Here is a 24,706-nt window from a genome sequence, read left to right as displayed (position 1 = left end):
TTCTGCCTTTCTGCAAACACGGCTGAGGGGAGTGCCAAAGCCGCCGGAACAAAAATATCACTTTATTCTATCAGAAAAATGTGAACAAATCGTGGCATTCCGCGGGCTCCCGACAGGGGAGGTTCTGGAAGATAAGAGAAAATTACTGTCCCTTGCTTTTGGGCGGAAAAGGTGGTATTCTTGACAAAGAAAAGCAGTTTCCATCGGCTTTTCTCTGGCGAAAAACGCGAGATGAACCGGGCAGAGCAAACACCAAAACGACACATTTTGACGCTTTTTAGGGGATTGCATCTCTCTGTGCTGCTCTATAAAATAGGAATGAAAAGCCATAGACCGGAAGATTATGGCAACCATAGCAGCAAGGAGGAGTCTTTTATGGAACGAACGTATACCCCGCTGATCCGGCAGTTCTCGTCGATCAAGGGCTATCAGGCCGCGTATACGCTGGTCTACGCGCTGGATGCGTCAGAAGGCGGCTGCCACCTGACGCTGGACCGGAAGGGCGAGCGGGAACAGCAGGTCAGCGAGTTTGTTCCGCTGCATCCGGAGGCAGGCTACCGGTTGCTGCAATATCTGTGTGAAAATGCCGTGCAGCCGGAGATCTGGGGCGATGTGATCGCAGACTGGCTCCCGGTGCTGGAAGCAGAGCAGAACGGAGGTGCCGCAGGTGCCCGGTGAGCGGGATGCGGAGAACCTGCGCGTCGCTCTGATGAGCTACGACGACCGGGAACTCCGCATCCGGAAGTTTTATCTGGAAGAGCAGAGCACCATCATCCGATGCACCTGCTTCCAGAGCGGGGAGCCTGTCCTGCAGGCGCTGCGGCAGGAGCGGTGCTTTGATGTGCTGGTGCTGAGCAGCCAGCTGGAGGATATGGACAGCCTGACCTTCCTCGAAAAGCTCAACCGCCTGCCCAGCCACCCGCCGCTCCTGTTGCAGGGCGACGGCTGGGCCGACGACATCACCGCCGCCCACCTGCAGCCGGGCAGCCGTTTTTACGGCGTCGGGCACGACCATCTGCGGGATCTTCTGCGGGGGCTGCTGGGCGTCCCCGGCCGGAACTCGATGCAGATCGAGCGGTTCTGCACCCACCTGTACGAGCTGTGGAAGCTCCCGCAGCCGGACACCAATTGCGAATACCTCACGCTGGCGGTACAGATCGCCTGTTCAGCCGATGGAAAACTGGCGCTTCGCAAAGAGATCTTGCAGGGCGTCGCGGAACAATATCACATCACGGTGGCCGCTGTGGACAGCGGCCTGCGCCGTCTGGTCGAAGGGCTGGAGACACGGCACCCGGTGGAATGGGAGCGCTTCAAGGCGGAAAACGGCCTGACTGGGCTCAAAGTTACAACCGGCAGGCTGGTCTACTCGCTGCAGCAGACCGTGCTGCGGCGCGGCATCATCGTGCGGGAACAGCGGTAAGGAGGAACGGTGGATATGTGCAGGCAGGACGAAGCGGGATTTCCGCAAAAACAGTTGGAAACAGCGTTTCTGCACTCACTGCGCCTGCTGGAACAGAACCGGGAATATTTACAGATGCACTTACAGCCGCTGAAGGATGCCCGCACAGCCCAGGCGCTGGAGGACATGGAGCAGGAAGCAGCCCGGCTGGAACGGACGTTCCGGGAGTTGATGGAGCTTTCGGCTCCGGAGGAACCGGTGCAGAAGCGGCCGGTGGACCTGTGCCGCCTGCTGGCGCAGCTGGAAGGGCTGCGCGGCGAGATCGACGCCCAGAGCAGCACGAAGCTCACCGTAGACTGCGGCGGGCTGGAGCAGTGCCTTGTCTGGGGCGACCGGGAAATGGCCGAACAGATCTGCTTCCACCTGCTTTCGAACGCCCTGCGTGCCGCTGCGCCCGGCGGGAACATCCAGGTGTGCCTGCGGCAGACCGTGCAGGACATCCGTCTGACCATCGAGGACGATGGCTGCGGCCTGCCGGAAGGGGAGGGCTGGCTCGAAAACCGCCGCCGCTTTCTGGGCGGTGCGCAGGCGGGGCTGCTGCTCTGCCGCCGGTATTGCCGCCAGCTGGGCTGGGAGCTTGCCCTGCTGCCCCGCACACCGCAGGGGGTCCGGGTAGAGCTGACACTGCCGCTGCCCACCCGGCCGTTCCCCATCGAAACGACGGTCGAGTTCCGCTCGCAGCCGTCCCACCCGGACGAACACAGCACCACCGCGCTGCAGCATCAGCTCCGCCGCGAGCTGTATCTGCTCACCCGCAGGCACGCAGGGAATTGACCGCAGATTCCGAAGCCGTCCTGGGGCGGCTGCTGGACAAAGCGGTAGAAGAATATCTTGCAATGTGATCATGAACGCGCTGCGCATCGGGCGGGATGAATTGCCCACCGATGCGCAGCGCGTTTTGTCTGCTGAAATCCACTCTCAGTAAAGAATCTTAGCTGTTTTATGGAAAAATACGGCCGAAAGTTCCGTGAAATTAACAAAATGTTTAACTTCATGAGCGGAAAATACTATTTTTTGCGTGTAAAATAGGGAACACTAATTGATTGTTTTCGCAGTTTTGAGTATAATACAACTGTATGCGAGTCCTGCAAATGATTCGCTAACGAACTACTTTTCGGGCAGAGGACGGCAGAGCGGCCCTGCCCGAAAACTGGCAGGAAGTTCCTTCAGGAGGAAAGAGAAACGTGAGAGTAGGTCTTGACATCGGCAGTACCACCATCAAGTGCGTGGTGCTGGATGAACACGATTCGATTGTATATTCGACATATGAACGTCATTACAGCCATATCCTGGAAAAGGCGCAGGAGCTGCTGCGCCGGATCGACGCCGAGCAGCTGCACGGTCAGAAGGCGCTGCTGAGCATTTCCGGCTCGGCGGGCATGGGCCTGGCAGACAGCTGCGGTGTGCCCTTCGTGCAGGAGGTGTTCTCCACCCGCGTGGCGGTCAAGCGGTTCGTTCCCGCAACGGACTGCGTCATTGAGCTGGGCGGTGAGGACGCGAAGATCCTGTTCCTGACCAACGGCACCGAAGTCCGCATGAACGGCAGCTGCGCCGGCGGAACCGGTGCGTTCATCGACCAGATGGCCACCCTGCTGAAGATGAGCGCTGACGAGATGAACAAAGCCGCCGAAAAGGCTGAGCGCACCTACACCATTGCTTCCCGCTGCGGCGTGTTCGCCAAGAGCGATGTGCAGCCTCTCATCAATCAGGGGGCCCGCACCGAGGACATCGCCGCCAGCATCTACAAGGCGGTCGTCAACCAGACCATTGCCGGTCTGGCACAAGGCCGCCCCATCCAGGGCAACATCCTCTACCTCGGCGGCCCGCTGACCTTCAGCACCGTGCTGCGCAAGAGCTTCGACGAGGCGCTGGGCGTTACCGGCACCTGCCCGGAGAACAGCCTGCTGTATGTGGCACTGGGTGCGGCGCTCTATGCAGACAAAGAGTTCAACCTCTCTGCGGTGGCCGGGGCGCTGGATGAGTACGCCGCTACAGCGACCTACGCCAGCGAGCCGCCGCTCTTCGCCAACAAGGAGGAGTACGAGGCCTTCCATGCCCGCCACATGTCCCACAGTGTGCCGCATGTGCCCTTCAGCACACAGTGCGGCCCCGTGCACATCGGCATCGACTCCGGCTCTACCACCGTCAAGCTGGTGGTTGTGGACGAGAAGAGCCAGATCCTGTATACCAACTATCAGCCGAACCTCGGCAACCCGCTGCCCCTCATCAAGGAGCAGCTCATCAAGATCTATCAGGAGCACCCCGGCCTGCACGTGGCCAGCGTGACCACCACCGGCTACGGCGAAGAGCTGGTCAAGAACGCCTTCCGCTGCGATTACGGTCTGGTGGAGACGGTGGCGCACTTCACCGCCGCCAAATACTTCATGCCCGATGTGGACTTCATCATCGACATCGGCGGCCAGGATATGAAGTGCTTCAAGATCGAGGATGGCGCCATCAGCAACATCTTCCTGAACGAAGCCTGTTCCTCCGGCTGCGGCAGCTTTTTGCAGACCTTCGCGCAGGCACTGGGCTACGATGTCAAGGAGTTCGCCGCGCTGGGCCTGTTTGCCGACCGCCCGGTGGACCTGGGCAGCCGCTGCACCGTCTTCATGAACAGCTCGGTCAAGCAGGCCCAGAAGGACGGCGCATCCATCCAGAACATTTCGGCCGGTCTGTCCATCAGCGTCGTCAAGAATGCGCTGTACAAGGTCATCCGTGCGTCCAGCCCCGAAGAGCTGGGCCGCAAGATCGTCGTGCAGGGCGGTACCTTCTACAACGAGGCCGTGCTCCGCGCCTTCGAGAAGGAGATGGGCGTCGAGGTCATCCGCCCCGACATCGCGGGCCTGATGGGCGCTTACGGTGCGGCGCTGTTCGGCCTGCGCCAGAGCGCCAGGAACCACAGAGAGACTTCCTCCGTGATGACGCTGGAGGAGCTGAAAAGCTTCGACCAGAAGATCGTCAGCGTCAAGTGCGGCGGCTGCGGCAACCACTGCCAGCTCACCGTGAACACCTTCGCCGATGGCCGCAAGTTCATCTCCGGCAACCGCTGCGATAAGCCCGTGACCGGCAAGAGCGAGGACAACAGCCTGAACCTCTATGCCTACAAGCAGCAGCTTCTGGCAGGCTACAAGCCGGTGCCCGGCAAGCGCGGCTCCATCGGCATCCCGCTGTGCCTGAACATGTACGAGATGCTGCCGTTCTGGCACACCTTCTGGACCAGGCTCGGCTTTGCCGTTCACACCAGCCCGGTGTCCAGCCGCGGGCTGTATCTGGCCGGTCAGGCCACCATCCCCAGCGATACGGCCTGCTTCCCGGCCAAACTCAGCCACGGCCACATCAAGGCCCTGAGCCAGATGCAGCTGGACGCCATCTTCTACCCCTGCCTGACCTACAACTTCGATGAGGGGCTGGGCGATAACCACTACAACTGCCCGGTGGTCGCGTACTATCCGGAAGTTCTGGCCGGCAACTGCCCGGAGCTGGAAGGCAAAAAGTTCATCTACGATTACGTGGGCATCCACCGCCCGAAGGACTTCGTCCGCAAGATGGCCAAAGAGGTCCTCCCGCGCTACTTCGGCGGCATCTCTGAGAAGGAAGTGCAGGCCGCAGCAGACGCCGCCTACGCCGAGCACGAGGCCCACATGGCCCAGATCCGGGTCAAGGGCAGCGAGATCATCGACGAGGCCCGCCGACAGGGCAGGCGCATCATCGTGCTGGCCGGCCGCCCCTACCATGTGGATCCGGAGGTCAACCACGGCATCGACCACCTCATCACCCGCCACGGCGCTGCCGTCATCACCGAGGACAGCATTTCGGACCGGGTGGAAAAGTTCCCCACCAGGGTCCTGAACCAGTGGACCTATCACAGCCGCCTGTATGCAGCGGCCAAGTACTGCACCACCCAGAAGGATATGGATCTGGTGCAGCTCGTCTCCTTCGGCTGCGGCGTCGATGCCATCACCACCGACGAGACCCGCGAGATCCTGCAGGAGGGCGGCAAGCTCTACACCCAGCTGAAGATCGACGAGATCACCAACCTGGGCGCGGTGAACATCCGCCTGCGCAGCCTGTTCGCGGCGCTGGATGAGCGGGACGAGGACCGGAAATAAAACCCTGACCTCTCAGGCACGGCATACGGATACAGGACAGCGTCAAGTGCCTTCAGGCAACGTTACAATGATACATAGGAGGAACCTATGGAATACAACTATCCCAAATTTACCCCGGAGATGAAGAAGACCCACACCATCCTCATCCCCAACATGGCCATCACCCAGTTCCGGCTGCTGGAATACGCGCTGCGGTTCGATGGCTACAAGTGCGAGATCCTCGGCAACTGCGGCAGCGCCGTAGCTCAGCTGGGTCTGAAATACGTCCACAACGACACCTGCTATCCGGCGCTGCTGGTCATCGGCCAGTTTCTGGACGCCCTGAACAGCGGCAAGTATGATCTGGAACACACCGCCCTGCTCATCACCCAGACCGGCGGCGGCTGCCGTGCGTCCAATTACATCCACCTGCTCCGCAAGGCGCTGGTCAAGGCGGGCTACCCGCAGATCCCGGTTGCCAGCTTGAACTTCTCCGGCCTGGAGAAGGACAGCGGCTTCCAGATGACCCTGCCGCTGGCGCGCCGGGCCATCGCCTGCATCTTCTACGGCGACCTGCTCTGCGCCCTGCGCAATCAGGTGGCCCCCTACGAGAACGTGAAGGGGAGCGCCGACAGGATGGTGGACCTCTGGGTCGAGCGGCTGGGCCGCGTCCTGCTGGCGGGCAAGGGCTATACCTCCAAAGAGATGAAGCATACCTTCCCGCTCATCGCAAAAGAGTTTGCCACCATCCCCGTCACCCGTGTGCCGAAGGTCAAGGTCGGCGTCGTCGGTGAGATCTACGTCAAATACAGCCCGCTGGGCAACAACGACCTGCAAAAGTTCCTGGAAAGCCAGGATTGCGAGGTCAACTTCCCCGGCCTGATGGGCTTTGTGCAGTACTGCATCTTCAACATGGGCGAGGACCATGTCCTCTACGGCGGCAAGCTGGCCGTCAAGGTCGGCACCGACCAGCTGCTCAACTGGCTGGACAGCGTCGAGCGCGCCATGCTCAAGGCGACCGCCGATGCCGGGTTCTATGCGCCCGGCCCCTTCAAGGAACTGGTGGAAAAGCCCCACGGCATCATTTCGCTGGGTGCCAAGATGGGCGAGGGCTGGCTGCTGACCGCCGAGATGATCGAGCTGGTGCAGGGCGGCTACGGCAACATCGTCTGTGCCCAGCCGTTCGGCTGCCTGCCCAACCACATCGTGGGCAAGGGCATGGTGAACAAGATCCGTGCGCTGTATCCCGCTGCCAACATCACCCCCATCGACTACGACCCCAGTGCCACCAAGGTCAATCAGGAAAACCGCATCAAGCTGATGCTGGCCGTTGCCAAGGAGCGCCTGAACGCCCCCGCCGCCCCGGCCCGGCCCCTGACCGCCGAGGAGATCGCGGGCGGTGCGCCGCGCGTCGAGACCACGGTGTGACCTGACAAACGAACAGACAAAAAGGCCCCGTGCAGACCAATGTGTCCGCACGGGGCCTTGCTTATGCGCCGGGAAACAGAAGAGAGATCACTTCTTCAGGTAGATGTGGTGGGGCAGACCTGCAATGTACAGCGGGGTCAGCTCGGCCTGGATGAGGGGACGGGCATAATCCAGGAACTCCTCGGTCATCTGGGTGTGGTTGGCGTTCATCCAGCTCAGCGGCACCTTCTTTTCGAGGTTCGCGACCTCGCTGATGGGGTGCAGCTCGGTGGTGCACTGATAGGGGTTGTTGGAGATGCGCTTCAGAGCGACCATCTGGCCGGTGACGCCCTCAAAGGCAGCCTTGGCGGCAGCACCGCCGACCTGATAGGCCTCGGTGATGTCGGTGCGGCTGGTCAGGTGGCCGGCGCAGCGCTGCAGGGTGGAAAGCTCGATGCTGCGGGTCTTGGTGTCCAGATTCCGGGCCACGACGTTTGCCAGATAGCGGGCGGTGCCGGTCAGGGCCTTGTGGCCGAAGGCATCGACTGCATGCACATCGTCGGCCAGCTCGCAGACATAGCGGCCATCCTCCAGCTTGACGCCTTCGGAGACGGCGATGACGATGCTGGGCTTCTTCTCCTGCATGGTACGGACCTTTTCCACGAAGTGGTCCACATGGAAGGGCACTTCGGGCAGGCAGATCATGTCCACGCCCTCGCAGTCATCGCTCTTGGCCAGAGCAGCGGCGGCGGTCAGCCAGCCGGCGTTGCGGCCCATGATCTCGACAACGGTGACGTACTTGGTACCGTAGACAGTGGCGTCGCGGATGATCTCCTTCATCACGACGCCGATGTACTTGGCAGCGGAGCCGTAGCCGGGGGTATGGTCGGTGACCATCAGGTCGTTGTCGATGGTCTTGGGTACACCCATGAAGCGGATGCTGCTCTGCACACGGTTGCCATAGTCGGCCAGCTTGCCGATGGTGTCCATGGAGTCGTTGCCGCCAATGTAGAAGAAGTAGCCGATGTCCAGCTTCTCCAGAATGGCGAACAGCTTCTTGTAGACCGCCTCGTCGTCGTGCCAGTCGGGCAGCTTGTAACGGCAGCTGCCCAGGAAGCTGGACGGCGTGCGCTTGAGCAGCTCGATGTCGAGGTCGTCGGTCAGGTACTGAGACAGGTCTACAACGTTTTCCTCCAGCAGACCGGCGACACCGTTGCACATGCCGTAAACGACCTGTGCGCCGCGGTTCTTGCAGCTCTCAAAAACACCTGCCAGACTTGCATTGATGACAGAGGTGGGGCCGCCAGACTGGCCAACGATTGCATTTTTACCCATGATGATTTCTCCTTTTCTTCTGTTTCGGCTTTATATTATCGTGCAGGAGCACGAAAACAGACTGCGGGAAAGAGGATGCGCGGGGAAAAAACTTACAGGCGGATGTGGCGCGGGGTGCCGTTGACGTAAACAGGCGTCACCTCGTCCAGGATCAGCGGGCGGGCATATTCCTCAAATGCCGCCGTGACCTGCATCCCGTCCGGGGTGATCCAATCCAGCGGGACCTTCTTCTCAAGGTTCGCCACCTTCTGGACATCCACGGCCTCGGTGATGCACTGATAGGGGTAGTTGGAAATGCGTTTGAGCGAGATCATCTTGCCGGTCTCGCCCGCGAAAGCAGCCGCAGCGGCCGCACCGCCCACGGCGTAGGCCTCGTTCACATCGGTGCGGCTGGCCAGATGGCTGGCGCAGCGCTGCAGAGTCGAGAACTCGATGGCGCGGCTCTTGCAGTTCAGCCGGTCGTGGATGAGGTCGGACAGATAGCGGCTGGTGCCGCTGAGAATGGCCTTGTGGCCAAAGGCGTCCAGCTGCCCGGCGGTGGAGACCAGATCGCACAGATAGGTGCCGTCGGCGGTCTTCACGCCCTCGCTGGCTGCGATGATGACATTGGGCTTGCTCTTTTGCAGCTCGTCCACCCTGGCCAGGAAGCGGTCCGCATCAAAGGGAACTTCCGGCAGCAGGATGAGGTCCGGGCCTTCGCAGTCATCACCGCCGGCCAGGCAGGCCGCACCGGCCAGCCAGCCTGCGTGGCGGCCCATAATCTCGGCCACGGTCACGCTGCGGATGTTGTAGACGGAAGAGTCCCGGATGACTTCCTTCAGGATGGTGGCAATGTACTTGGCTGCCGAGCCGTAGCCGGGGGTGTGGTCGGTCAGGCACAGGTCGTTGTCGATGGTCTTGGGCACACCGATGAACCGCACCGGGCTGCCCACCCGCGCGCCATAGCGGCTGAGCTTGGCGATGGTATCCATCGAGTCGTTGCCACCGATGTAGAACAGCGCACAGATGTCGTACTTGTCAAACAGGGTGAAGAGTTTAACGAACGGGGCGGCGTCCACATCCGGGTCAGGCAGCTTGTAGCGGCAGCTGCCCAGATAGCTGGACGGGGTGCGCTTGAGCAGTTCGATGCTCATGCGGTCGTTCAGCAGAACGTTCAACTCCAGCATCTCTTCCTTGAGCAGGCCTTCGATGCCGTACTGCATCCCGTAGACCTTCTCAGCTCCCAGACTGATCGCGGCTTTGTAGACGCCTGCCAGACTGGAATTGATGACGGCTGTGGGGCCGCCGCTCTGGCCAATGATGACGTTTTTCGCCATGAGAACCTCCTTCTTATCCAAAAAAACTGTTACGTCCCGCAAAACGGACGGCTGCGTTTTGAAACTGTTCCGGGTGCCCTGCACTGCTCCCGGAACAAGCGCAGCCATTCGCCGCAAGTCGTACAAAAAGAATGCAGGATGTGCAAGCACTTCAATGAAAACGGCACAATTCCTGCTGCTCTTCTATTGTAAACCATTTGCCTGTTGTATGCAAGACCTGATTGGTTGCACAGGCAAAAAAATTATGATACAATAATAGTCATATGGCACAAAAAACGGTGCGATCCCGGAATGCGATGCAATTTTTGAGGGATACTACCCGTAAATATAAAAAAGGCAAGGGGAACGACGATGGGAATTTCACACGAATATCATTCGGCGCATGGCCGCGCCAGGCGCAGCCGTGCAGGGACCGGGCTGCGGCTGGCAGGGGTCATTGCAGCCATTCTGCTGCTCTCGCTGGCCGTGACGGCCATTCTGGAAAACGGTACGAAGGAGAGCGAGCAGCCGCAGACCGCGACTTCCAGCGGCATGGCCGAGAACATTCTGGCTCCGCTGCCCATGCAGGGCGCAGCGGCCGGCAGCACAGCGGGGGAGAGCGGGGAGACCGCAGCGGACTCCGGCAGCGCGGGCAGCACGGCGGATACCGGAGCCGCTGCCGTGACGCTGGAGACCTTCGGCCCGGCCCGGCAGACGGCGGGCGGCTACACGATCAAGGCGCAGGACAGCAGCACCATCCGCCAGCCCAGCTGCGGGCAGGTGGACCTGAGCTATTTTGCGGATGCAGCCTTCCTCGGTGACAGCCTGACCGTGGGCTTTTCCGATTACAACATCAACCTGGGCGGTGCGCTCATCTGCGGCTACACGGGCGTCGGCCCGGACGCCATCGTGAACCGCAGCGCTGTCAAGAGCTCCACCCGCGGCGAGGAGATTGCACTGGATGTGCTGGCCGCTGCCCACCCGAAAAAGCTCTATCTTCTGCTGGGCACCAACACCCTGACCACGCTGGGCGCGGCAGACCGCTTCCTGGCCTACTATGGCCAGATGCTGGACCTGCTGCGGCAGACGCTGGGCAATGACTGCGTCATCTACGTCCAGTCCATCCCGCCGGTGCGCCCGGCCGCTGCGGCGGAAAAGCCCGGCCTTGCGTCGGACGTCATCCGCTCGGTCAATGAGCAGCTGGCCCTGCTGGCAGCGGACAAGGGCTGCGTTTATCTTGACCTGTGGGAGACCTTTGCCGATGGCGAGGGCAACCTGAAAGAGGTGCTGGCCGCTCCGGACGGCATCCATTTCTCGGCGGGCAACGGCTACGGTGCCTGGGTCACCTATCTGCGCAACCACGCAAAGTATTCGGCTGCCAATGCCTGGACGCCGGGCAGCGCCTACGCGGCAAATTAAGCAAAAAAGGAACGGCACACCGTCTGGTATGCCGTTCCTTTTTTGCGCCTGTTTATTCGGCCCAGAACACCCGGCCGTCCCGGCGGGGTGCGGGCTGCGGGGCTTCGCCGTCGATGGAACCGACGACACAGTGGCCGATGCCTTCCCACTCGCCCTCGACGCCGAGGTCTTTGAGCAGTTGCTTGTATTCCGGGCGCTCGAACTCCTCCTTGGCGCGGTGGATCCAGATACTGCCCAGGCCCAGCGCGTGTGCGGCCAGCATCAGGTTGCCCATGACGAGGCTGCCGTCGTAGATGCCGGTGGGGCAGCTCTTGTCTGCCAGCACGATGAGGACCGCCGGGGCACCATAGAAGGGGTCTTTGCCTTCCGGGAAGCCGCCGATCTCGCGGTTCAGGGCAGAGAGCCTGTCGCGCAGCTCCTTGTTGGTCACGGCCAGAATGATCGCGCCCTGTCGGCCTCTGCCGTTGGCGGCGTAAAGCCCGGCCTCGATGATCTGCTGAAGCTCCTCCTTGCGGGGCATGTCGGGCTTGAACTGCCGGATGCTCCGGCGGGTCTCCATGGCCTGAATGATGTCGTTCATAACAAAACCTCCCTGTTTGTGTCTTTCACGCGGCACAGCGCCGCAGTGAGATGGAGTTTTCTTTATTATACAGAGAATGGAGCCGGTTTGCAAATATAGCAGTTTGCGTTTTTAACGCATAAGCAACATCCGCAAACTGCATATCGCAAATATACCGTTTTGATAGGCACTATTTTTGAAAATTGCGATAGAAAGGCAGACAAACACAAAAAACGGCACCGCAGGCCGTGGGGCTTGCGGTGCCGTTGATCTGTTTTGGAAGAAGGGGAGCGCTTACTTCAGCTTGCTCTTGGCCTTCATGCGCTGGTCGTGGTTCAGGATCTGCTTGCGGATGCGCAGATTCTCCGGGGTGACTTCCAGCAGCTCGTCGGGTGCCAGGAACTCCAGGCAGCCCTCCAGGCTCAGCTTGCTGATGGGCACCAGACGCAGAGCGTCATCGGAGCCGGAAGCACGGGTGTTGGTCAGATGCTTGGTCTTGCAGACGTTGACATCGACGTCCTCGCCGGAAGCGGTGTAGCCAATGACCATGCCTTCGTAGACCTTCTCGCCAGCGCCGACCAGAAGGGTGCCGCGCTGCTGTGCGTTGAACAGACCGTAGGTGACAGCCTCACCGGTCTCAAAGCTGACCAGAGAGCCGGTGGAGCGGTTGGCAATCATGCCGGCCCAGACGTCGTAGCCGTCGAAGATCTGGTTCAGGATGCCCTCGCCGTGGGTATCGGTCAGGAACTGGTTGCGGTAGCCGAACAGGCCGCGGCTGGGCATCCGGAACTCCAGACGGACACGGTCGGTGCCCAGAGACTCCATCTGCTGCAGGATGGCCTTGCGGGTGCCCAGACCGGTCATGACAGCACCCTGATACTGGGTGGGCACATCGATGACGACATGCTCCATAGGCTCGTAGGTCTTGCCGTCGATGACCTTGGTCAGAACGTGCGGGGGAGAGACCTGCAGCTCGTAACCTTCGCGGCGCATGGTCTCGATCAGGATGGACAGGTGCATCTCACCACGGCCCATGACGCGGAAGGAATCGGTGGTGGCGGAGTCCTCCACCTTCAGAGCGACGTCCTTCAGCAGTTCCTTCTGCAGGCGGTCACGGATCTGGCGGCTGGTGACGAACTTGCCCTCGCGGCCGGCCAGCGGGCTGTCGTTGACGGAGAAGGTCATCTCGACGGTGGGGTCGTTGATCTTCACGAAGGGCAGCGGCTCGACCTGAGAGGGAGAGCACAGGGTGTTGCCGATGGTGACATCGGGCAGGCCGGAGAAGGCGACGATATCACCGGCGGTGATGTTGTCGCACGGCTGGCGGCCGTTGGCCTGGAAGTCGTACAGCTTGGTCAGACGGCCGCGCATCTTCAGGTCGGGGTTGTGCCAGTCGCACACCAGGACCTCTTCGCCCACGCGGGCAACACCGTTCTGGATGCGGCCGATGCCGATGCGGCCCACGAACTCATTGTAGTCGACCGAGGAGACCAGCATCTGGAACGGAGCCTCCGGGTCGCCTTCCGGCGGCTGGATGGTGCTCAGCAGGGTGTCGAACAGGGGAATCAGGTCGGTGCCCGGCACATCCGGGTCCAAGCTTGCGGTGCCCTGACGGCCGCAGCAGAACAGGATGGGGCAGTCCAGCTGCTCATCGGTAGCGCCCAGATCCATCAGCAGGTACAGGACCTCGTCGATGACTTCCTTGATGCGGGCATCGGGGCGGTCGATCTTGTTGATGGCGACCACCAGGCTCAGGTTCTGCTGCAGAGCCTTCTGCAGCACGAAACGGGTCTGGGGCATGCAGCCTTCCGCTGCATCGACCAGCAGCAGAACACCGTTGACCATCTTCAGAACGCGCTCGACCTCGCCGCCAAAGTCGGCGTGGCCCGGCGTATCGACGATGTTGATCTTGACACCCTTGTAGGTGCAGGAGCAGTTCTTGGCCAGAATGGTGATGCCGCGCTCACGCTCGATATCACCGCTGTCCATGACACGCTCGGCCACGACCTGATTGTCGCGGAAAGCACCGCTCTGACGCAGCATGGCGTCCACCAGCGTGGTCTTGCCGTGGTCAACGTGAGCGATAATGGCGACGTTGCGCAAATCGTTACGAACCATAAAATACAACCTCTCTATTTTGAATCTCTGTGTAGAAGTTACGTCATACGAATTAAGTTTATATCAGCAGGGGGTGGTTTGTCAAGATTGTATAAAAAATTTTTCGAAAATTCGGCGTTCTGCTTGATATTCCCGGCGCGATTTGGACGCATTGGAAAAAGAAAATATGTTATAATACAAGTGCAAAACCTCTCGGTCTCGCTTCGCTTGCTGCGGACGCGGTGCGAATGGCAGAGAGCATCGATCAGGAGGTGCTTTTGGATGAAACTGACGTTTTTGGGCGCGAACCATGAGGTGACAGGCAGCTGTACCCTGCTGGAAGCCGCCGGGCAGCGCTATCTCATCGACTGCGGCATGGAACAGGGCAAGGATACCTATGAAAACCAGCCTATCCCCGTGGCCCCCGGCGAGATCGACGGTGTGCTGGCGACCCATGCCCACATCGACCACACCGGTCTGCTGCCGCTGCTGGCCCGCAACGGGTTCCGGGGCAGGATCTATGCCACCAACCCCACCGTGGAGCTGTGCGGCATCATGCTGCGAGACTCTGCCCACATCCAGGAGTTTGAGGCGGAGTGGAAGAACCGCAAGGGCAAGCGCTCCGGTGCCGAGCCGGTGGAGCCGATGTATACCGTCCAGGATGCCGAAGCGGCCATCAAGCTGTTCCGGGGAGTGGATTACAACACGAAACTGGAACTGGCCCCCGGCCTTGTGATCGAGTTCGTGGATGTGGGCCATCTGCTGGGGTCGGCCAGCATTGCGATCTGGGTGACGGAGAACGGCACCACCACCAAGCTCGTCTTCTCCGGCGACATCGGCAACCAGAACCAGCCCCTCATCAAGGACCCGACCTATCTGACCGATGCCGACTATGTGGTGATGGAATCCACCTACGGCGACCGGCTCCACGGCCCCCGCCCGGATTACATCGGCGAACTGGCCAGAATATTGCAGCGCACCTTCGACCGGGGCGGCAATGTGGTCATCCCCAGTTTCGCGGTGGGCCGCACACAGGAGCTGCTCTATTTCATCCGGGAGATCAAGGAAAAAGGTCTGGTCAAGGGCCACGGCAATTTCCCGGTGTACATCGACAGCCCGCTTGCCATCGAGGCGACCCGCATCTTCCGGGATACCGACCCCGACTGTTTTGACGAGGCGACCCGCGCCCTGCTGGCCCAGGGCATCGACCCCATCCAGTGCCCCGGCCTGCGGGTCAGCGTGACCAGCGACGAATCCCGGATGATCAACGCCGACCGGGAGCCGAAGGTCATCCTCTCGGCCAGCGGCATGTGCGAGGCCGGCCGCATCCGCCACCATCTCAAGCACAACCTCTGGCGGCCGGAGTGCACAATCCTCTTTGTGGGCTATCAGGCCGTCGGCACACTGGGCCGCACCCTCATTGAAGGTGCTACCGATGTCAAACTGTTCGGTGAGGCCATCGAGGTGCGGGCGGAGATCTGCCAGCTGACCGGGCTGTCCGGCCACGCGGACAAAAACGGTCTGCTGGCGTGGATCAACGCCTTTTCGCCCAAGCCCAAGCGGGTCTTCATCGTCCACGGCGACGACGAGGTGGAGAACATCTTCGCCCAGACCCTCACCGACGAAGGCTTCACGGCCTGTGCGCCCTACAATGGGGCGCAGTGGGTCATCGGGGCCGAGGGGGCCGTCTGTGTGCAGGAGGGCACCAGAGTGCGGGTCGAGCGTCGGCCCAGTGAGGGTGCCAGCCGCGCCGCCACGGTTTTCCAGCGCCTGGTCAGCGCAGGCAAGCGCCTGCTGCGGGTCATCGAGCACAACGAGGGCGGGGCCAACAAGGACCTTGCCAGGTTTGCCGACCAGATCAACGCCCTCTGCGACAAGTGGGACCGATAAGAAAAACAGCAAAAGCCACGCGAAAGCGTGGCTTTTGTCTTACGTGGAAGGACGGTAGCTGTCCTTTTCCACAACATCATAAATGCTGCGCCCGGCAAGCTGCTCAAAATGGGCTTTCAGGGCAAGGTTAATGTCCCATTTGTTCTGGGGGTAATCGCCGTAGCGGCGCTTGACATCAGCCATCCGCTCCTCGATATCCACGACGCCGGCCGCATCCGCCAGCGAGTCGCAGAGCTGGATGAGCCGGTCGTAGTCGTCGTAGACCATGGTGGCGAGCTCCCGCTCAATAAGGGCCGTTTCTTCGGGTGTGGTGTCCCTGTGGCCGACATAGCTGGCAAGGGATTGGTCGTTGAACGAGTGACTCATGCAGACGCGGCCACTTCGTCATAGCCCAGCTCCATCATATAGGTGTAGCCGTCCGACACATGGCCGAGGTGCCGCTTGCCGTAGCGGCGGCCAATGTCGTGCAGCAGGCCCAGCACGAACGCCTTGTCCGGGTCCAGCCCGACGGCTGCGGCGATCTTCTCCGCGCAGTGGGCGGCGGTGCGGCTGTGGTCGCCCCAGGGACCGGGGTTGTGCGGCTCGGCCTCCGCCAGCAGGGCAATGGCTTCTTCACGGGTGGGGTACATACGCAGCCTCCTTTGGCTTGTGGTTCCAGCGTGTACAGGAAAAATAGATCTCTCTGTCATCTTGGTCGAGAAAGTAGGTCTGCGCTCCGCTGCGGGCGTTCTCTTAAAAGGCGTACCGCTCCATCGTCTCCGGGCTGCGGAACTCGTGCTTTTCGTAGTAGCCGATGAGGGTGCTGTCGGCGTCCCGCAGGGCGACCATGTAGACGTCTTTGTTCTGCTTTTCGTTGTGATAGGTGTAGATGATGTTGTGCTCCGGGCTGGCCGCGAACCAGTCCACGACTTCCTGAATGCGGCTGTTCGAGCTGGCATTGTGGCAGTGGAGCAGGCTGCGGCCGATGAGCGCGGCACCGCCGTGCTTGGCGTAATTGCGGATGGCGGCAGGGTTCATGTAGACGATGGTGTGGTTCAGGTCACACAGGACGACCGATGCGGTGTCCTGGTCGATGACACTTTTGAAATAGGCGTTCAGATCAGACATGGGAGTCCTCCTTGGGTTCCATAAAATGTGTTCGATGGTCTGTGCTTCGCCCTGCGGAGTGGGAACGCAGAGGTTGGCCAGAAATTGAAAGCCCAGCCGTTCCTGCAACATCCGGGAGGGCGTGTTGAACGAATAACACCCGCACTGGACGAAATCGAAGTGCTCATCGTCAAAAAGCTCGGCAATGACGGCGCGGATGGCTTCGGCGGCATACCCTTTGCGCTGGGACTCCCGCCGGATGCAGAAGGAAAGCGTCTGCCCGCGTTTGCCCTGCAATTGCGGCAGGGCAGCAAGGGAAGCCGGGAGGGCAACGATATTCAGGTTGCCGATGAGCTGCTCGTTGGCCTTTTCCACGATACCGTAACAGCGGGGTTCCTTGTCCTTGAGCCAGTCGAAGTTCTGGCGGATATCGGTTTCAGTGTGCAGAAAGGCGCGGCCCATCATCCGGGACATCTCGTCGTCCACGGCATAGGCGGCGTAAGCCGGGAAATCGGCCTCTTCCAGCCGTCGGAGCAGCAGACGGCTGGTCTCTACAAAACAGTTATTCATGGGCGTTTTCTTTGTTCTGGTCCAGCGCGTCGAACTGCTTCAGGATCTGCGGGGCTTTCAGCTTGATGACCTTGCCGGAGAGGTAGTGTAGGGTGTTCTCCTCCGGGATATCGAGGAAGCGGACGCGGACGGCGCAGAGGGCCTGCGTTTTGGTGCCGGTGCGCTCGTTCATCTTGCGGTTGCCGTATTTGATATCGCCCAGCACCGGCTTGCCGAGGTAGGCGAGGTGGGCGCGGATCTGGTGCGTCCGACCGGTGATGAGGCCGATCCTGCACAGCGCGAACGGCCCGGCGGTGCGCAGGACGTCCACATCGGTGATGATCTGCTTCCGGCGCTCATCCTGAGACTGGTGCGCGTGGATGCTGACCTTGTTGTTCTTCTCGTCGTGCTCCCACCAGGCCGTGAAGCGGCCGCTCTGGGGGATGCCCACGGTGATGGTGTAGTATTCCTTTTTGAGCAGATCGGTGCGGATGATCTCGTTCATGTCCCGCAGAGCGGCGTAGCTCTTGGCCGCGATGACCAGACCCTCGGTGCCGCGGTCCAGCCGGTTGCAGATGCCGGGCTTGAAGCGGTTCTCGCCGTGGGGGTCGTACTCGCCCTTCTGCGCGAGGTACTGGGTGAAGGCGTCCACCAGATTCGCGTCGCCGGTGCGGTCGCTGTGGCAGAGCAGGTGGGTGGGCTTGTAGAGCACGGCGATGTTCTCGTCCTCGTAGATGATCGTCACCTTGGGCTGATTGGGCTGCTTTTTGGGGGCTTTCGGTGCGGGCTTCGCTCCTTCCGGCGGGAAGAACTCGTCGTTGATGTAAAGTTCGATGAGGTCGCCGGCCTGGATGCGGTCTTCGGGGGCGCCCTTTTTGCCGTTGACCTTGATGCGCTTATTGCGGAAGCTCTTGTACAGCAGACTCGTGGGAAGATCGCGGGTCACGCTCTGTACAAAGCGGGAGAGCCGCACACCGTCGTCGTTGGCGGTCGCAGTGTATTGTTTCATTCTTGTTCTGTTCCTCATGTTGAAGCGCGGATGGGCCGCGCATGGATGCGATAACCTTATAATAAACTACTCGTTTTCTGAAGTCAACGCGAAAATTTAGGCCGGGCCCTTGTGTTTTGCAGAAAATCGGGTACTATTAAGAGGAGAAAGCGCGCGAAAGGAGCCGACTTATGGCGGAAGATTCAAAGATCCATACCGGGCACCGCAGGCGGATGCGCAGCCGGGTGGCAGAGAACGGCTTTTCCAGCCTGGAACCGCACGAGGCGCTGGAATGCCTGCTGTACATCACCAACGCGCGGAAGAACACGAACCGGATGGCCCACGAGCTCATCGACCGCTTCGGTGATTTTGCCGGGGTGCTGGATGCCTCGGAGGAAGACCTGATGACGGTGGAGGGCGTTGGCCCGGCCACGGCCCGGATGCTGCATCTGATGCCCGATGTCTGCCGATACTATACCCAGTGCCGCACCGGCAGAAACGGCTGCCTGAAGACGACGGAACAGCTGGCAGAACACCTGATGGGCCTGTTTGCCGGGGCCGCGCAGGAGCGCGCCCTTCTGTTGGCGCTGGACAGCCGCAGCCGGGTCCGGGCGACGCTCTGGCTCAAGGACGGCACCAGCGACCGGGTGAGCCTTGCCATCAAAGACGTGGTGGCGGCAGCCTTGAAGGGCGGCACCGACCGGGTCGTGCTCTGCCACAACCACCCAAACGGCGTGGCGCTGCCCTCGCGGGAGGACATCCAGGCAACCGAAAACATCGTCCGGGCGCTGGGGCTCGTCCATGTTCTTCTGCGGGACCACATCATCCTGACCGAGACGGAGTATTTTTCCATGCGGGAGGAGAACCGCCTGCCGTTCTACGACCTTGCGACCGGGGAGATGTTAAGGCCGTACTGAAATGCAGGAAAACTCCCCTCGTGCGGCAGAGTCAGCTGGCAGGATGTCGGGTGGTCTCCCAAGCAAGTGTCCGACGGGTGGGACCCTGTTGCCGCAGGCAATAGGGCGGGGTATGGAATCCCCGTCTCACTTGCGGGGAGACTGCCCGATGTCCTGCTCTGTCCAAAAAACTTCTTGTTTACTTTATAAAATAGTTGTGCTATACTGAACACAAAAAGCACAACTATTTGTGGTTCTGTGACAATCGAAAGGAGAAAGCGGCATGGCAGATGAAACCTTCCATCTGGTCTCGGACTATGCCCCGACGGGCGACCAGCCGCAGGCCATCCAGCAGCTTGTGGAGGGTGTGGAGCGCGGCGACCGCTGCCAGACCCTGCTGGGTGTGACCGGCAGCGGCAAGACCTTCACCATGGCGAACGTGATCGCCCAGTGCAACCGCCCCACGCTGGTGCTGGCCCACAATAAAACGCTGGCGGCGCAGCTCTGCACCGAGTTCCGGTCGTTTTTCCCGGACAATGCGGTGGAGTATTTCGTGTCCTACTACGATTACTACCAGCCCGAAGCCTATATCCCCAGCACGGATACCTATATTGAAAAGGACAGTGCCATCAACGATGAGATCGACCGCCTGCGCCACTCGGCCACGGCGGCGCTGTCGGAGCGGCGGGATGTCATCATCGTGGCGTCGGTGTCCTGCATCTACTCGCTGGGCGACCCCATCGACTACCGCAGCATGGTCATCAGCCTGCGCCCCGGCATGGAGATGGAGCGCGATGTGCTGTGCAAGCGTCTGGTGGACCTGCAATATGAGCGCAACGACATCAATTTTATCCGCAACAAGTTCCGTGTCCACGGCGACACGGTGGACATCTACCTGGCCTATATGAGCGACCTAGCCATCCGGGTGGAGTTTTTTGGGGACGAGATCGACCGCATTGTCGAGTTCAACCCTGTCACCGGGGCCAAGCAGAACGTGGTCAAGCATGTGGCCATCTTCCCGGCCAGCCACTATATCGTCAGTGCTGAAAAAAAGGCGAAGGCACTGGAAAAGATCCGCGCCGAGTGCGACGCACAGGTCAAACAGTTCACTTCCGAGGGCAAGCTCATCGAGGCCCAGCGCATCCAGCAACGGACGAATTACGACATCGAGATGCTGACCGAGGTCGGCATGTGCAAGGGCATCGAGAACTATTCGGCGGTGCTGTCGGGCCGTGCGCCGGGCAGTATGCCGACCACCCTGCTGGATTATTTCCCGGAGGATTTTCTGCTCTTCGTGGACGAGAGCCATGTCACTCTGCCCCAGGTCCGCGCCATGTACGGCGGCGATTTTGCCCGCAAGAAAACGTTGGTGGAGTATGGCTTCCGCCTGCCCTCGGCGTTTGACAACCGCCCGCTCAAATTCGAAGAGGTGGAGTCGAAGCTGAACCAGATCGTGTTCGTGTCGGCTACGCCCGGCGAGTACGAGCGGAAGAACAGCACACAGATCGCGCAGCAGGTCATCCGGCCCACCGGCCTGCTGGATCCGCTCATCTCGGTGCGCCCGGTCGAGGGCCAGGTGACCGACCTGCTGGGCGAGATCAACGCCCGCACGGCGAAAAATGAACGTGTCCTCGTCACGACCCTGACCAAGAAAATGGCCGAAGACCTGACCGATTTTTTGACCGAACAGGGTGTCAAGGTCAAGTATATGCACCACGAGGTGGACACCTTCGAGCGGATGGAGATCATCAAGGACCTCCGCCTCGGCTCCATTGATGTGGTGGTGGGCATCAACCTGCTGCGCGAGGGTCTGGACCTGCCGGAAGTCAGCCTCGTTGCTATCCTGGATGCCGACAAGGAAGGCTTCCTCCGCAGTGAGACGAGCCTGATCCAGACCATTGGCCGCGCCGCCCGCAACGCCGAGGGTCTGGTCATCATGTATGCGGATGAGGTGACGGACAGCATGGAGCGCGCCATCACCGAGACTGAACGCCGCCGCGCCATCCAGATGGCATACAACGAGGCCCACGGCATCGTGCCCCGGACCATCGTCAAGGCCATCCCGGATTCCATCGAGATCAGCGACAAGGCCGAGAACGCGAAGATGAACACCCGGCGGATGGGCAAGCTGGAGCGGGAAGCTGCCATCGACCGGCTGACCCGCGAGATGAAGGAAGCCGCCAAGCTGCTGGAATTTGAGCACGCGGCCTTCCTGCGCGACCAGATCGACCGCCTGCGCCGGGGCGAGAACCCCACCGTGGACTCGGCCGCCGAGACCGAGCGCAAACAGAACCATGCACAGACACAGAGAAGAGGGAGAAAGTACCTTGGCAAACGATAAGATCGTCATCAAAGGCGCACGGGAGCACAACCTGAAAAATGTCAATTTGACCCTCCCGCGCGAAAAACTCATCGTCATGACCGGTTTGTCCGGTTCGGGCAAGTCGAGCCTTGCCTTCGATACCATTTATGCCGACGGCCAGCGCCGCTACGTCGAGAGCCTGTCCAGCTACGCCCGGATGTTCCTGGGCCGGATGGACAAGCCCGATGTAGACGAGATCACCGGCCTGTCGCCGGCCATTTCCATCGACCAGAAGACCACGAGCCACAACCCGCGTTCCACCGTGGGCACTGTGACCGAGATCTACGATTATCTGCGCCTTTTATATGCCCGCGTGGGTGTGCCTCACTGCCCGGTCTGCGGCCGGGTCATCAGCCAGCAGACCGTGGATGAAATGGTGGATGCTGTCCTGAAACTGGACGAAGGCACGAAGTTTCAGGTGCTGGCTCCGGTCGTCCGCCAGCGCAAGGGCACCCAGCAGAAGGAGCTGGACGCAGCCCGCCGGGGCGGCTACTCCCGTGTCCGCATCGACGGGGATCTCTATGATCTCGACGAGGAGATCACGCTGGAAAAGAACATCAAGCACACGGTGGAGATCGTCGTGGACCGCCTCGCCATGCGCAAGGGCATCCGGGGCCGCCTGGCTGACTCGCTGGAAACGGCTCTGGCCCTGACCGGCGGCATCGCAGAGGTGGATGTCATCGGCGGCGAGTGCATGACCTTCAGCCAGAACTTTGCCTGCCCGGAACACGGCATCTCCATCAGCGACCTGTCGCCCCGGCTGTTCTCCTTCAACAACCCGCTGGGTGCCTGCGAAAAGTGCACCGGCCTGGGCACGTTCATGCGGGTGGACGAGGAGCGCATCCTGCCCAACCGGAGCCTGTCCATCCGGCAGGGAGCCATCAAGGCCAGCGGCTGGTATTACGCCGAAGGTTCCGTCAGCGAGATGTACTATCTTGGCCTTGGCAAAAAGTACGGTTTCACGCTGGATACGCCCATCAATGAGATGAGCACGGAGGCCGTCAACGCCCTTTTGTACGGCACCAACGGCGAAAAGATCGAGATGCACCGCACCAACGAGTTCGGCAGCGGCGTCTACTACAACACCTTTGAGGGCATCGTCGAAAATCTGGAGCGCCGCTTCCGCGAGACGAACAGCGAGTGGATGAAGGAGGAGATCGGCAGCTTCATGTCCGGCGTCGAGTGCCCAGACTGCCATGGCCGCCGCCTGAAGCCGGTGGTGCTGGCCGTGACCATCGGGGACAAGAACATCAGCGAATTCTGCGAGATGTCCATCCGGGATGAACTGCGATTCATCGCGGAAAATGAGCCGAATCTGACCGAAAAGCAGAAACAGATCGGCGGGCAGATCATGAAGGAGATCAAGAACCGCCTGCAATTTTTGCAGAGCGTGGGTCTGGATTACCTGACACTGGCCCGCTCGGCGGGCACGCTGTCCGGCGGCGAGAGCCAGCGCATCCGCCTGACCACCCAGATCGGCAGTGCGCTGTCCGGTGTGCTGTATGTTCTGGACGAACCCAGCATCGGCCTGCACCAGCGCGACAACGACAAGCTCATCGCGACCCTGAAGGATCTGCGCGACCTGGGCAATACGGTCATCGTGGTCGAACACGACGAGGATACCATGCGCAGCGCCGATTATATCGTGGATGTCGGCCCCGGTGCTGGCGTCCACGGCGGCGAGATCGTGGCAGCCGGCACGGTAAAGGATATCTGCAAGGCCAAACGAAGCATCACCGGCGATTATCTGTCCGGCCGCAAGCGCATCCCGGTGCCGGAGATCCGCCGTGCAGGGAATGGCAGCTACCTGACCGTGAAGGGGGCCCGAGAGAACAACCTGCGCAACATCGACGTCCGTTTCCCGCTGGGCGAGTTCATCTGCGTCACAGGCATTTCCGGTTCGGGCAAGTCGAGCCTCATCAACGAGATCCTGTACAAGACGCTGGCCAGCGAGCTGAACGGTGCCCGCGCCCGCGCAGGCAAGTGCGATGGGGTAGAGGGGCTGGAATTTGTCGATAAGGTCATCGGCATCGACCAGCAGCCCATTGGCCGAACCCCGCGCTCCAACCCGGCCACCTATACCGGCGTGTTCAACGACATCCGCGCCGTTTTCGCCGAGACGCAGGACGCCAAGATGCGCGGCTACGGCCCCGGACGGTTCAGCTTCAACGTCAAGGGCGGCCGCTGTGAGGCCTGCGAGGGCAACGGCATCCTGCAGATCGAGATGCACTTTTTGCCGGACGTCTACGTCCCCTGCGAGGTGTGCAAGGGCGCCCGCTACAACCGCGAGACGCTGGAGGTGAAGTACAAGGAGAAGACCATCTCCGACGTGCTGAACATGACGGTGGAAGAGGCAGTGGTCTTCTTTGCCAACCAGCCCAAGATCGCCCGCAAGCTGCAGACGCTGCTGGATGTGGGCCTGGGGTACGTGACCCTGGGGCAGAGCGCCACCACCCTTTCGGGCGGCGAGGCGCAGCGGGTCAAGCTGGCCAATGAGCTGGCCCGCCGCGGCACCGGCAAGACGGTGTATATCCTCGACGAGCCGACCACCGGTCTGCACATCGCCGATGTCCACCGCCTCATTGAGGTGCTGCAGAAACTGGTGGATGCGGGCAACACCGTCATCGTCATCGAGCACAACCTCGATCTCATCAAATGCGCAGACCACATCATCGACCTCGGCCCCGAAGGCGGCAGCGCAGGCGGCCTGGTCATCGCAGAGGGCACCCCGGAGCAGGTGGCCGAAGCAGAGGGCAGCTTCACGGGCCAATACCTCAAGCCGCTGCTGGAAAAGGACAAGCTGCTGCGCCAGCAGGAGGCCGAGGCAGCACAGAACACGCCCGCCGCAAAGAAATCAAAAAAGAAAGAACGTACTCCAGAGGATTTTACAAAAATCTAAAAAATCTTCAAAAAACTGTTGACAAACACCCGTGATTCGCGTATAATATCTCCTGTCGCCACGCTTCGGTAGGGAAGCGGCGGTCGATATCCGGGTGTAGCGCAGTTTTGGTAGCGCGCTTGAATGGGGTTCAAGAGGCCGTGAGTTCGATTCTCGCCACTCGGACCATAAATCCAATGATTTCACATTAGAAATCGTTGGATTTTTTTGTTTGTGGGCTGACCTCATTTGGTTTTGACCACAATTTTGACCACAATGCCAACGATTTTATCTGGTCTAATTAGTGCCGTTCCGTCCAATTTTCAGGCCGAAAATGCCTCGCTGAACAACTGGATCGCACTCTGCCGAATGGATTCCTGAACATGGAGATAATG

General features: G+C 60.7%; 18 protein-coding genes and 1 tRNA gene. 11 read left to right on the top strand and 8 right to left on the bottom strand.

Annotation, left to right across the window (positions count from 1 at the left end; all coding sequences use genetic code 11):
- Positions 1 to 375 precede the first annotated feature (375 nt).
- The 5 genes from DWY95_RS04510 to DWY95_RS04490 all read left to right on the top strand — a co-directional run bounded on the left by DWY95_RS04510 (position 376) and on the right by DWY95_RS04490 (position 6,978).
- Positions 376 to 678, top strand: coding sequence for a hypothetical protein (locus DWY95_RS04510; protein WP_118552548.1), 303 nt, complete (start codon positions 376 to 378; stop codon positions 676 to 678).
- Positions 668 to 1,420 (top strand): response regulator, encoded by a 753-nt coding sequence (locus DWY95_RS04505; RefSeq protein WP_118552547.1) that lies wholly within the window; start codon positions 668 to 670, stop codon positions 1,418 to 1,420. Before DWY95_RS04510 ends, DWY95_RS04505 begins: the two co-directional genes overlap by 11 nt.
- Before the next feature lie 15 nt (positions 1,421 to 1,435).
- Positions 1,436 to 2,233, top strand: coding sequence for an ATP-binding protein (locus tag DWY95_RS04500; RefSeq protein ID WP_118552546.1), 798 nt, complete (start codon positions 1,436 to 1,438; stop codon positions 2,231 to 2,233).
- A 410-nt stretch (positions 2,234 to 2,643) separates the two neighbouring features.
- On the top strand, positions 2,644 to 5,571 hold the full coding sequence (locus DWY95_RS04495; protein WP_118552545.1) for an acyl-CoA dehydratase activase: 2,928 nt from the start codon (positions 2,644 to 2,646) through the stop codon (positions 5,569 to 5,571).
- 87 nt (positions 5,572 to 5,658) lie between these two features.
- A complete protein-coding gene (locus DWY95_RS04490) occupies positions 5,659 to 6,978 on the top strand; it encodes a 2-hydroxyacyl-CoA dehydratase (protein ID WP_118552544.1) in 1,320 nt (439 codons plus the stop codon).
- Between the two features lie 87 nt (positions 6,979 to 7,065).
- On the opposite strand, the gene DWY95_RS04485 is transcribed toward DWY95_RS04490, so the two are convergent.
- Positions 7,066 to 8,292 carry a 6-phosphofructokinase gene (locus DWY95_RS04485; RefSeq protein WP_118552543.1) on the bottom strand — a complete coding sequence of 409 codons (1,227 nt, stop codon included), beginning with the start codon at positions 8,290 to 8,292 and terminating at the stop codon, positions 7,066 to 7,068.
- Between the two features lie 92 nt (positions 8,293 to 8,384).
- Entirely contained in the window at positions 8,385 to 9,608 is a 1,224-nt protein-coding gene (locus DWY95_RS04480; protein WP_118552542.1) for a 6-phosphofructokinase, read from the bottom strand.
- 351 nt (positions 9,609 to 9,959) lie between these two features.
- On the opposite strand from DWY95_RS04480, the gene DWY95_RS04475 reads away from it, so the two are divergent.
- Positions 9,960 to 11,006: a GDSL-type esterase/lipase family protein gene (locus DWY95_RS04475; RefSeq protein ID WP_118552541.1), complete on the top strand. Its 1,047-nt coding sequence runs from the start codon at positions 9,960 to 9,962 to the stop codon at positions 11,004 to 11,006.
- 52 nt (positions 11,007 to 11,058) lie between these two features.
- On the opposite strand, the gene DWY95_RS04470 is transcribed toward DWY95_RS04475, so the two are convergent.
- Complete coding sequence (locus DWY95_RS04470) at positions 11,059 to 11,586, bottom strand: nitroreductase (RefSeq protein ID WP_118552540.1); 528 nt, start codon at positions 11,584 to 11,586, stop codon at positions 11,059 to 11,061.
- A 273-nt stretch (positions 11,587 to 11,859) separates the two neighbouring features.
- The gene (gene typA / locus DWY95_RS04465; protein WP_118552539.1) at positions 11,860 to 13,683 is read right to left on the bottom strand and encodes a translational GTPase TypA; all 1,824 of its coding nucleotides are present in this window, start codon (positions 13,681 to 13,683) and stop codon (positions 11,860 to 11,862) included.
- A gap of 261 nt (positions 13,684 to 13,944) precedes the next feature.
- Between typA and DWY95_RS04460 the strand changes: the two genes are divergently transcribed.
- The gene (locus tag DWY95_RS04460; protein ID WP_118552538.1) at positions 13,945 to 15,552 is read left to right on the top strand and encodes an MBL fold metallo-hydrolase; all 1,608 of its coding nucleotides are present in this window, start codon (positions 13,945 to 13,947) and stop codon (positions 15,550 to 15,552) included.
- 39 nt (positions 15,553 to 15,591) lie between these two features.
- Here the strand turns inward: DWY95_RS04460 and DWY95_RS17315 are convergent, their stop codons facing one another.
- The 4 genes from DWY95_RS17315 to DWY95_RS04445 all read right to left on the bottom strand — a co-directional run bounded on the left by DWY95_RS17315 (position 15,592) and on the right by DWY95_RS04445 (position 18,196).
- Positions 15,592 to 15,918, bottom strand: a complete 327-nt coding sequence (locus DWY95_RS17315) for a phosphohydrolase (protein WP_243082581.1) — start codon at positions 15,916 to 15,918, stop codon at positions 15,592 to 15,594.
- A complete protein-coding gene (locus DWY95_RS17310; RefSeq protein WP_243082579.1) occupies positions 15,915 to 16,181 on the bottom strand; it encodes an HD domain-containing protein in 267 nt (88 codons plus the stop codon). The genes DWY95_RS17315 and DWY95_RS17310 overlap by 4 nt, the downstream gene beginning before the upstream one ends.
- Positions 16,182 to 16,284: 103 nt before the next feature.
- On the bottom strand, positions 16,285 to 17,208 hold the full coding sequence (locus DWY95_RS04450) for a GNAT family N-acetyltransferase (RefSeq protein ID WP_118552537.1): 924 nt from the start codon (positions 17,206 to 17,208) through the stop codon (positions 16,285 to 16,287).
- Positions 17,201 to 18,196, bottom strand: coding sequence for an RluA family pseudouridine synthase (locus tag DWY95_RS04445; protein WP_118552536.1), 996 nt, complete (start codon positions 18,194 to 18,196; stop codon positions 17,201 to 17,203). The genes DWY95_RS04450 and DWY95_RS04445 overlap by 8 nt, the downstream gene beginning before the upstream one ends.
- 170 nt (positions 18,197 to 18,366) lie before the next feature.
- Between DWY95_RS04445 and DWY95_RS04440 the strand changes: the two genes are divergently transcribed.
- From DWY95_RS04440 to DWY95_RS04425, 4 genes are all read left to right on the top strand, one after another.
- On the top strand, positions 18,367 to 19,092 hold the full coding sequence (locus tag DWY95_RS04440; RefSeq protein WP_097793378.1) for a JAB domain-containing protein: 726 nt from the start codon (positions 18,367 to 18,369) through the stop codon (positions 19,090 to 19,092).
- Between the two features lie 262 nt (positions 19,093 to 19,354).
- On the top strand, positions 19,355 to 21,412 hold the full coding sequence (uvrB, locus tag DWY95_RS04435) for an excinuclease ABC subunit UvrB (RefSeq protein WP_118552535.1): 2,058 nt from the start codon (positions 19,355 to 19,357) through the stop codon (positions 21,410 to 21,412).
- On the top strand, positions 21,399 to 24,332 hold the full coding sequence (uvrA, locus tag DWY95_RS04430) for an excinuclease ABC subunit UvrA (RefSeq protein WP_243082577.1): 2,934 nt from the start codon (positions 21,399 to 21,401) through the stop codon (positions 24,330 to 24,332). Before uvrB ends, uvrA begins: the two co-directional genes overlap by 14 nt.
- A 90-nt stretch (positions 24,333 to 24,422) precedes the next feature.
- Positions 24,423 to 24,500: transfer RNA gene (locus DWY95_RS04425), tRNA-Pro, on the top strand.
- Positions 24,501 to 24,706: the final 206 nt, after the last annotated feature.

The organism is Faecalibacterium sp. AF28-13AC (assembly GCF_003478405.1).
GTDB classification, from domain to species: domain Bacteria; phylum Bacillota; class Clostridia; order Oscillospirales; family Ruminococcaceae; genus Faecalibacterium; species Faecalibacterium prausnitzii_E.
This window is presented reverse-complemented; position numbering and strand designations above follow the sequence as displayed.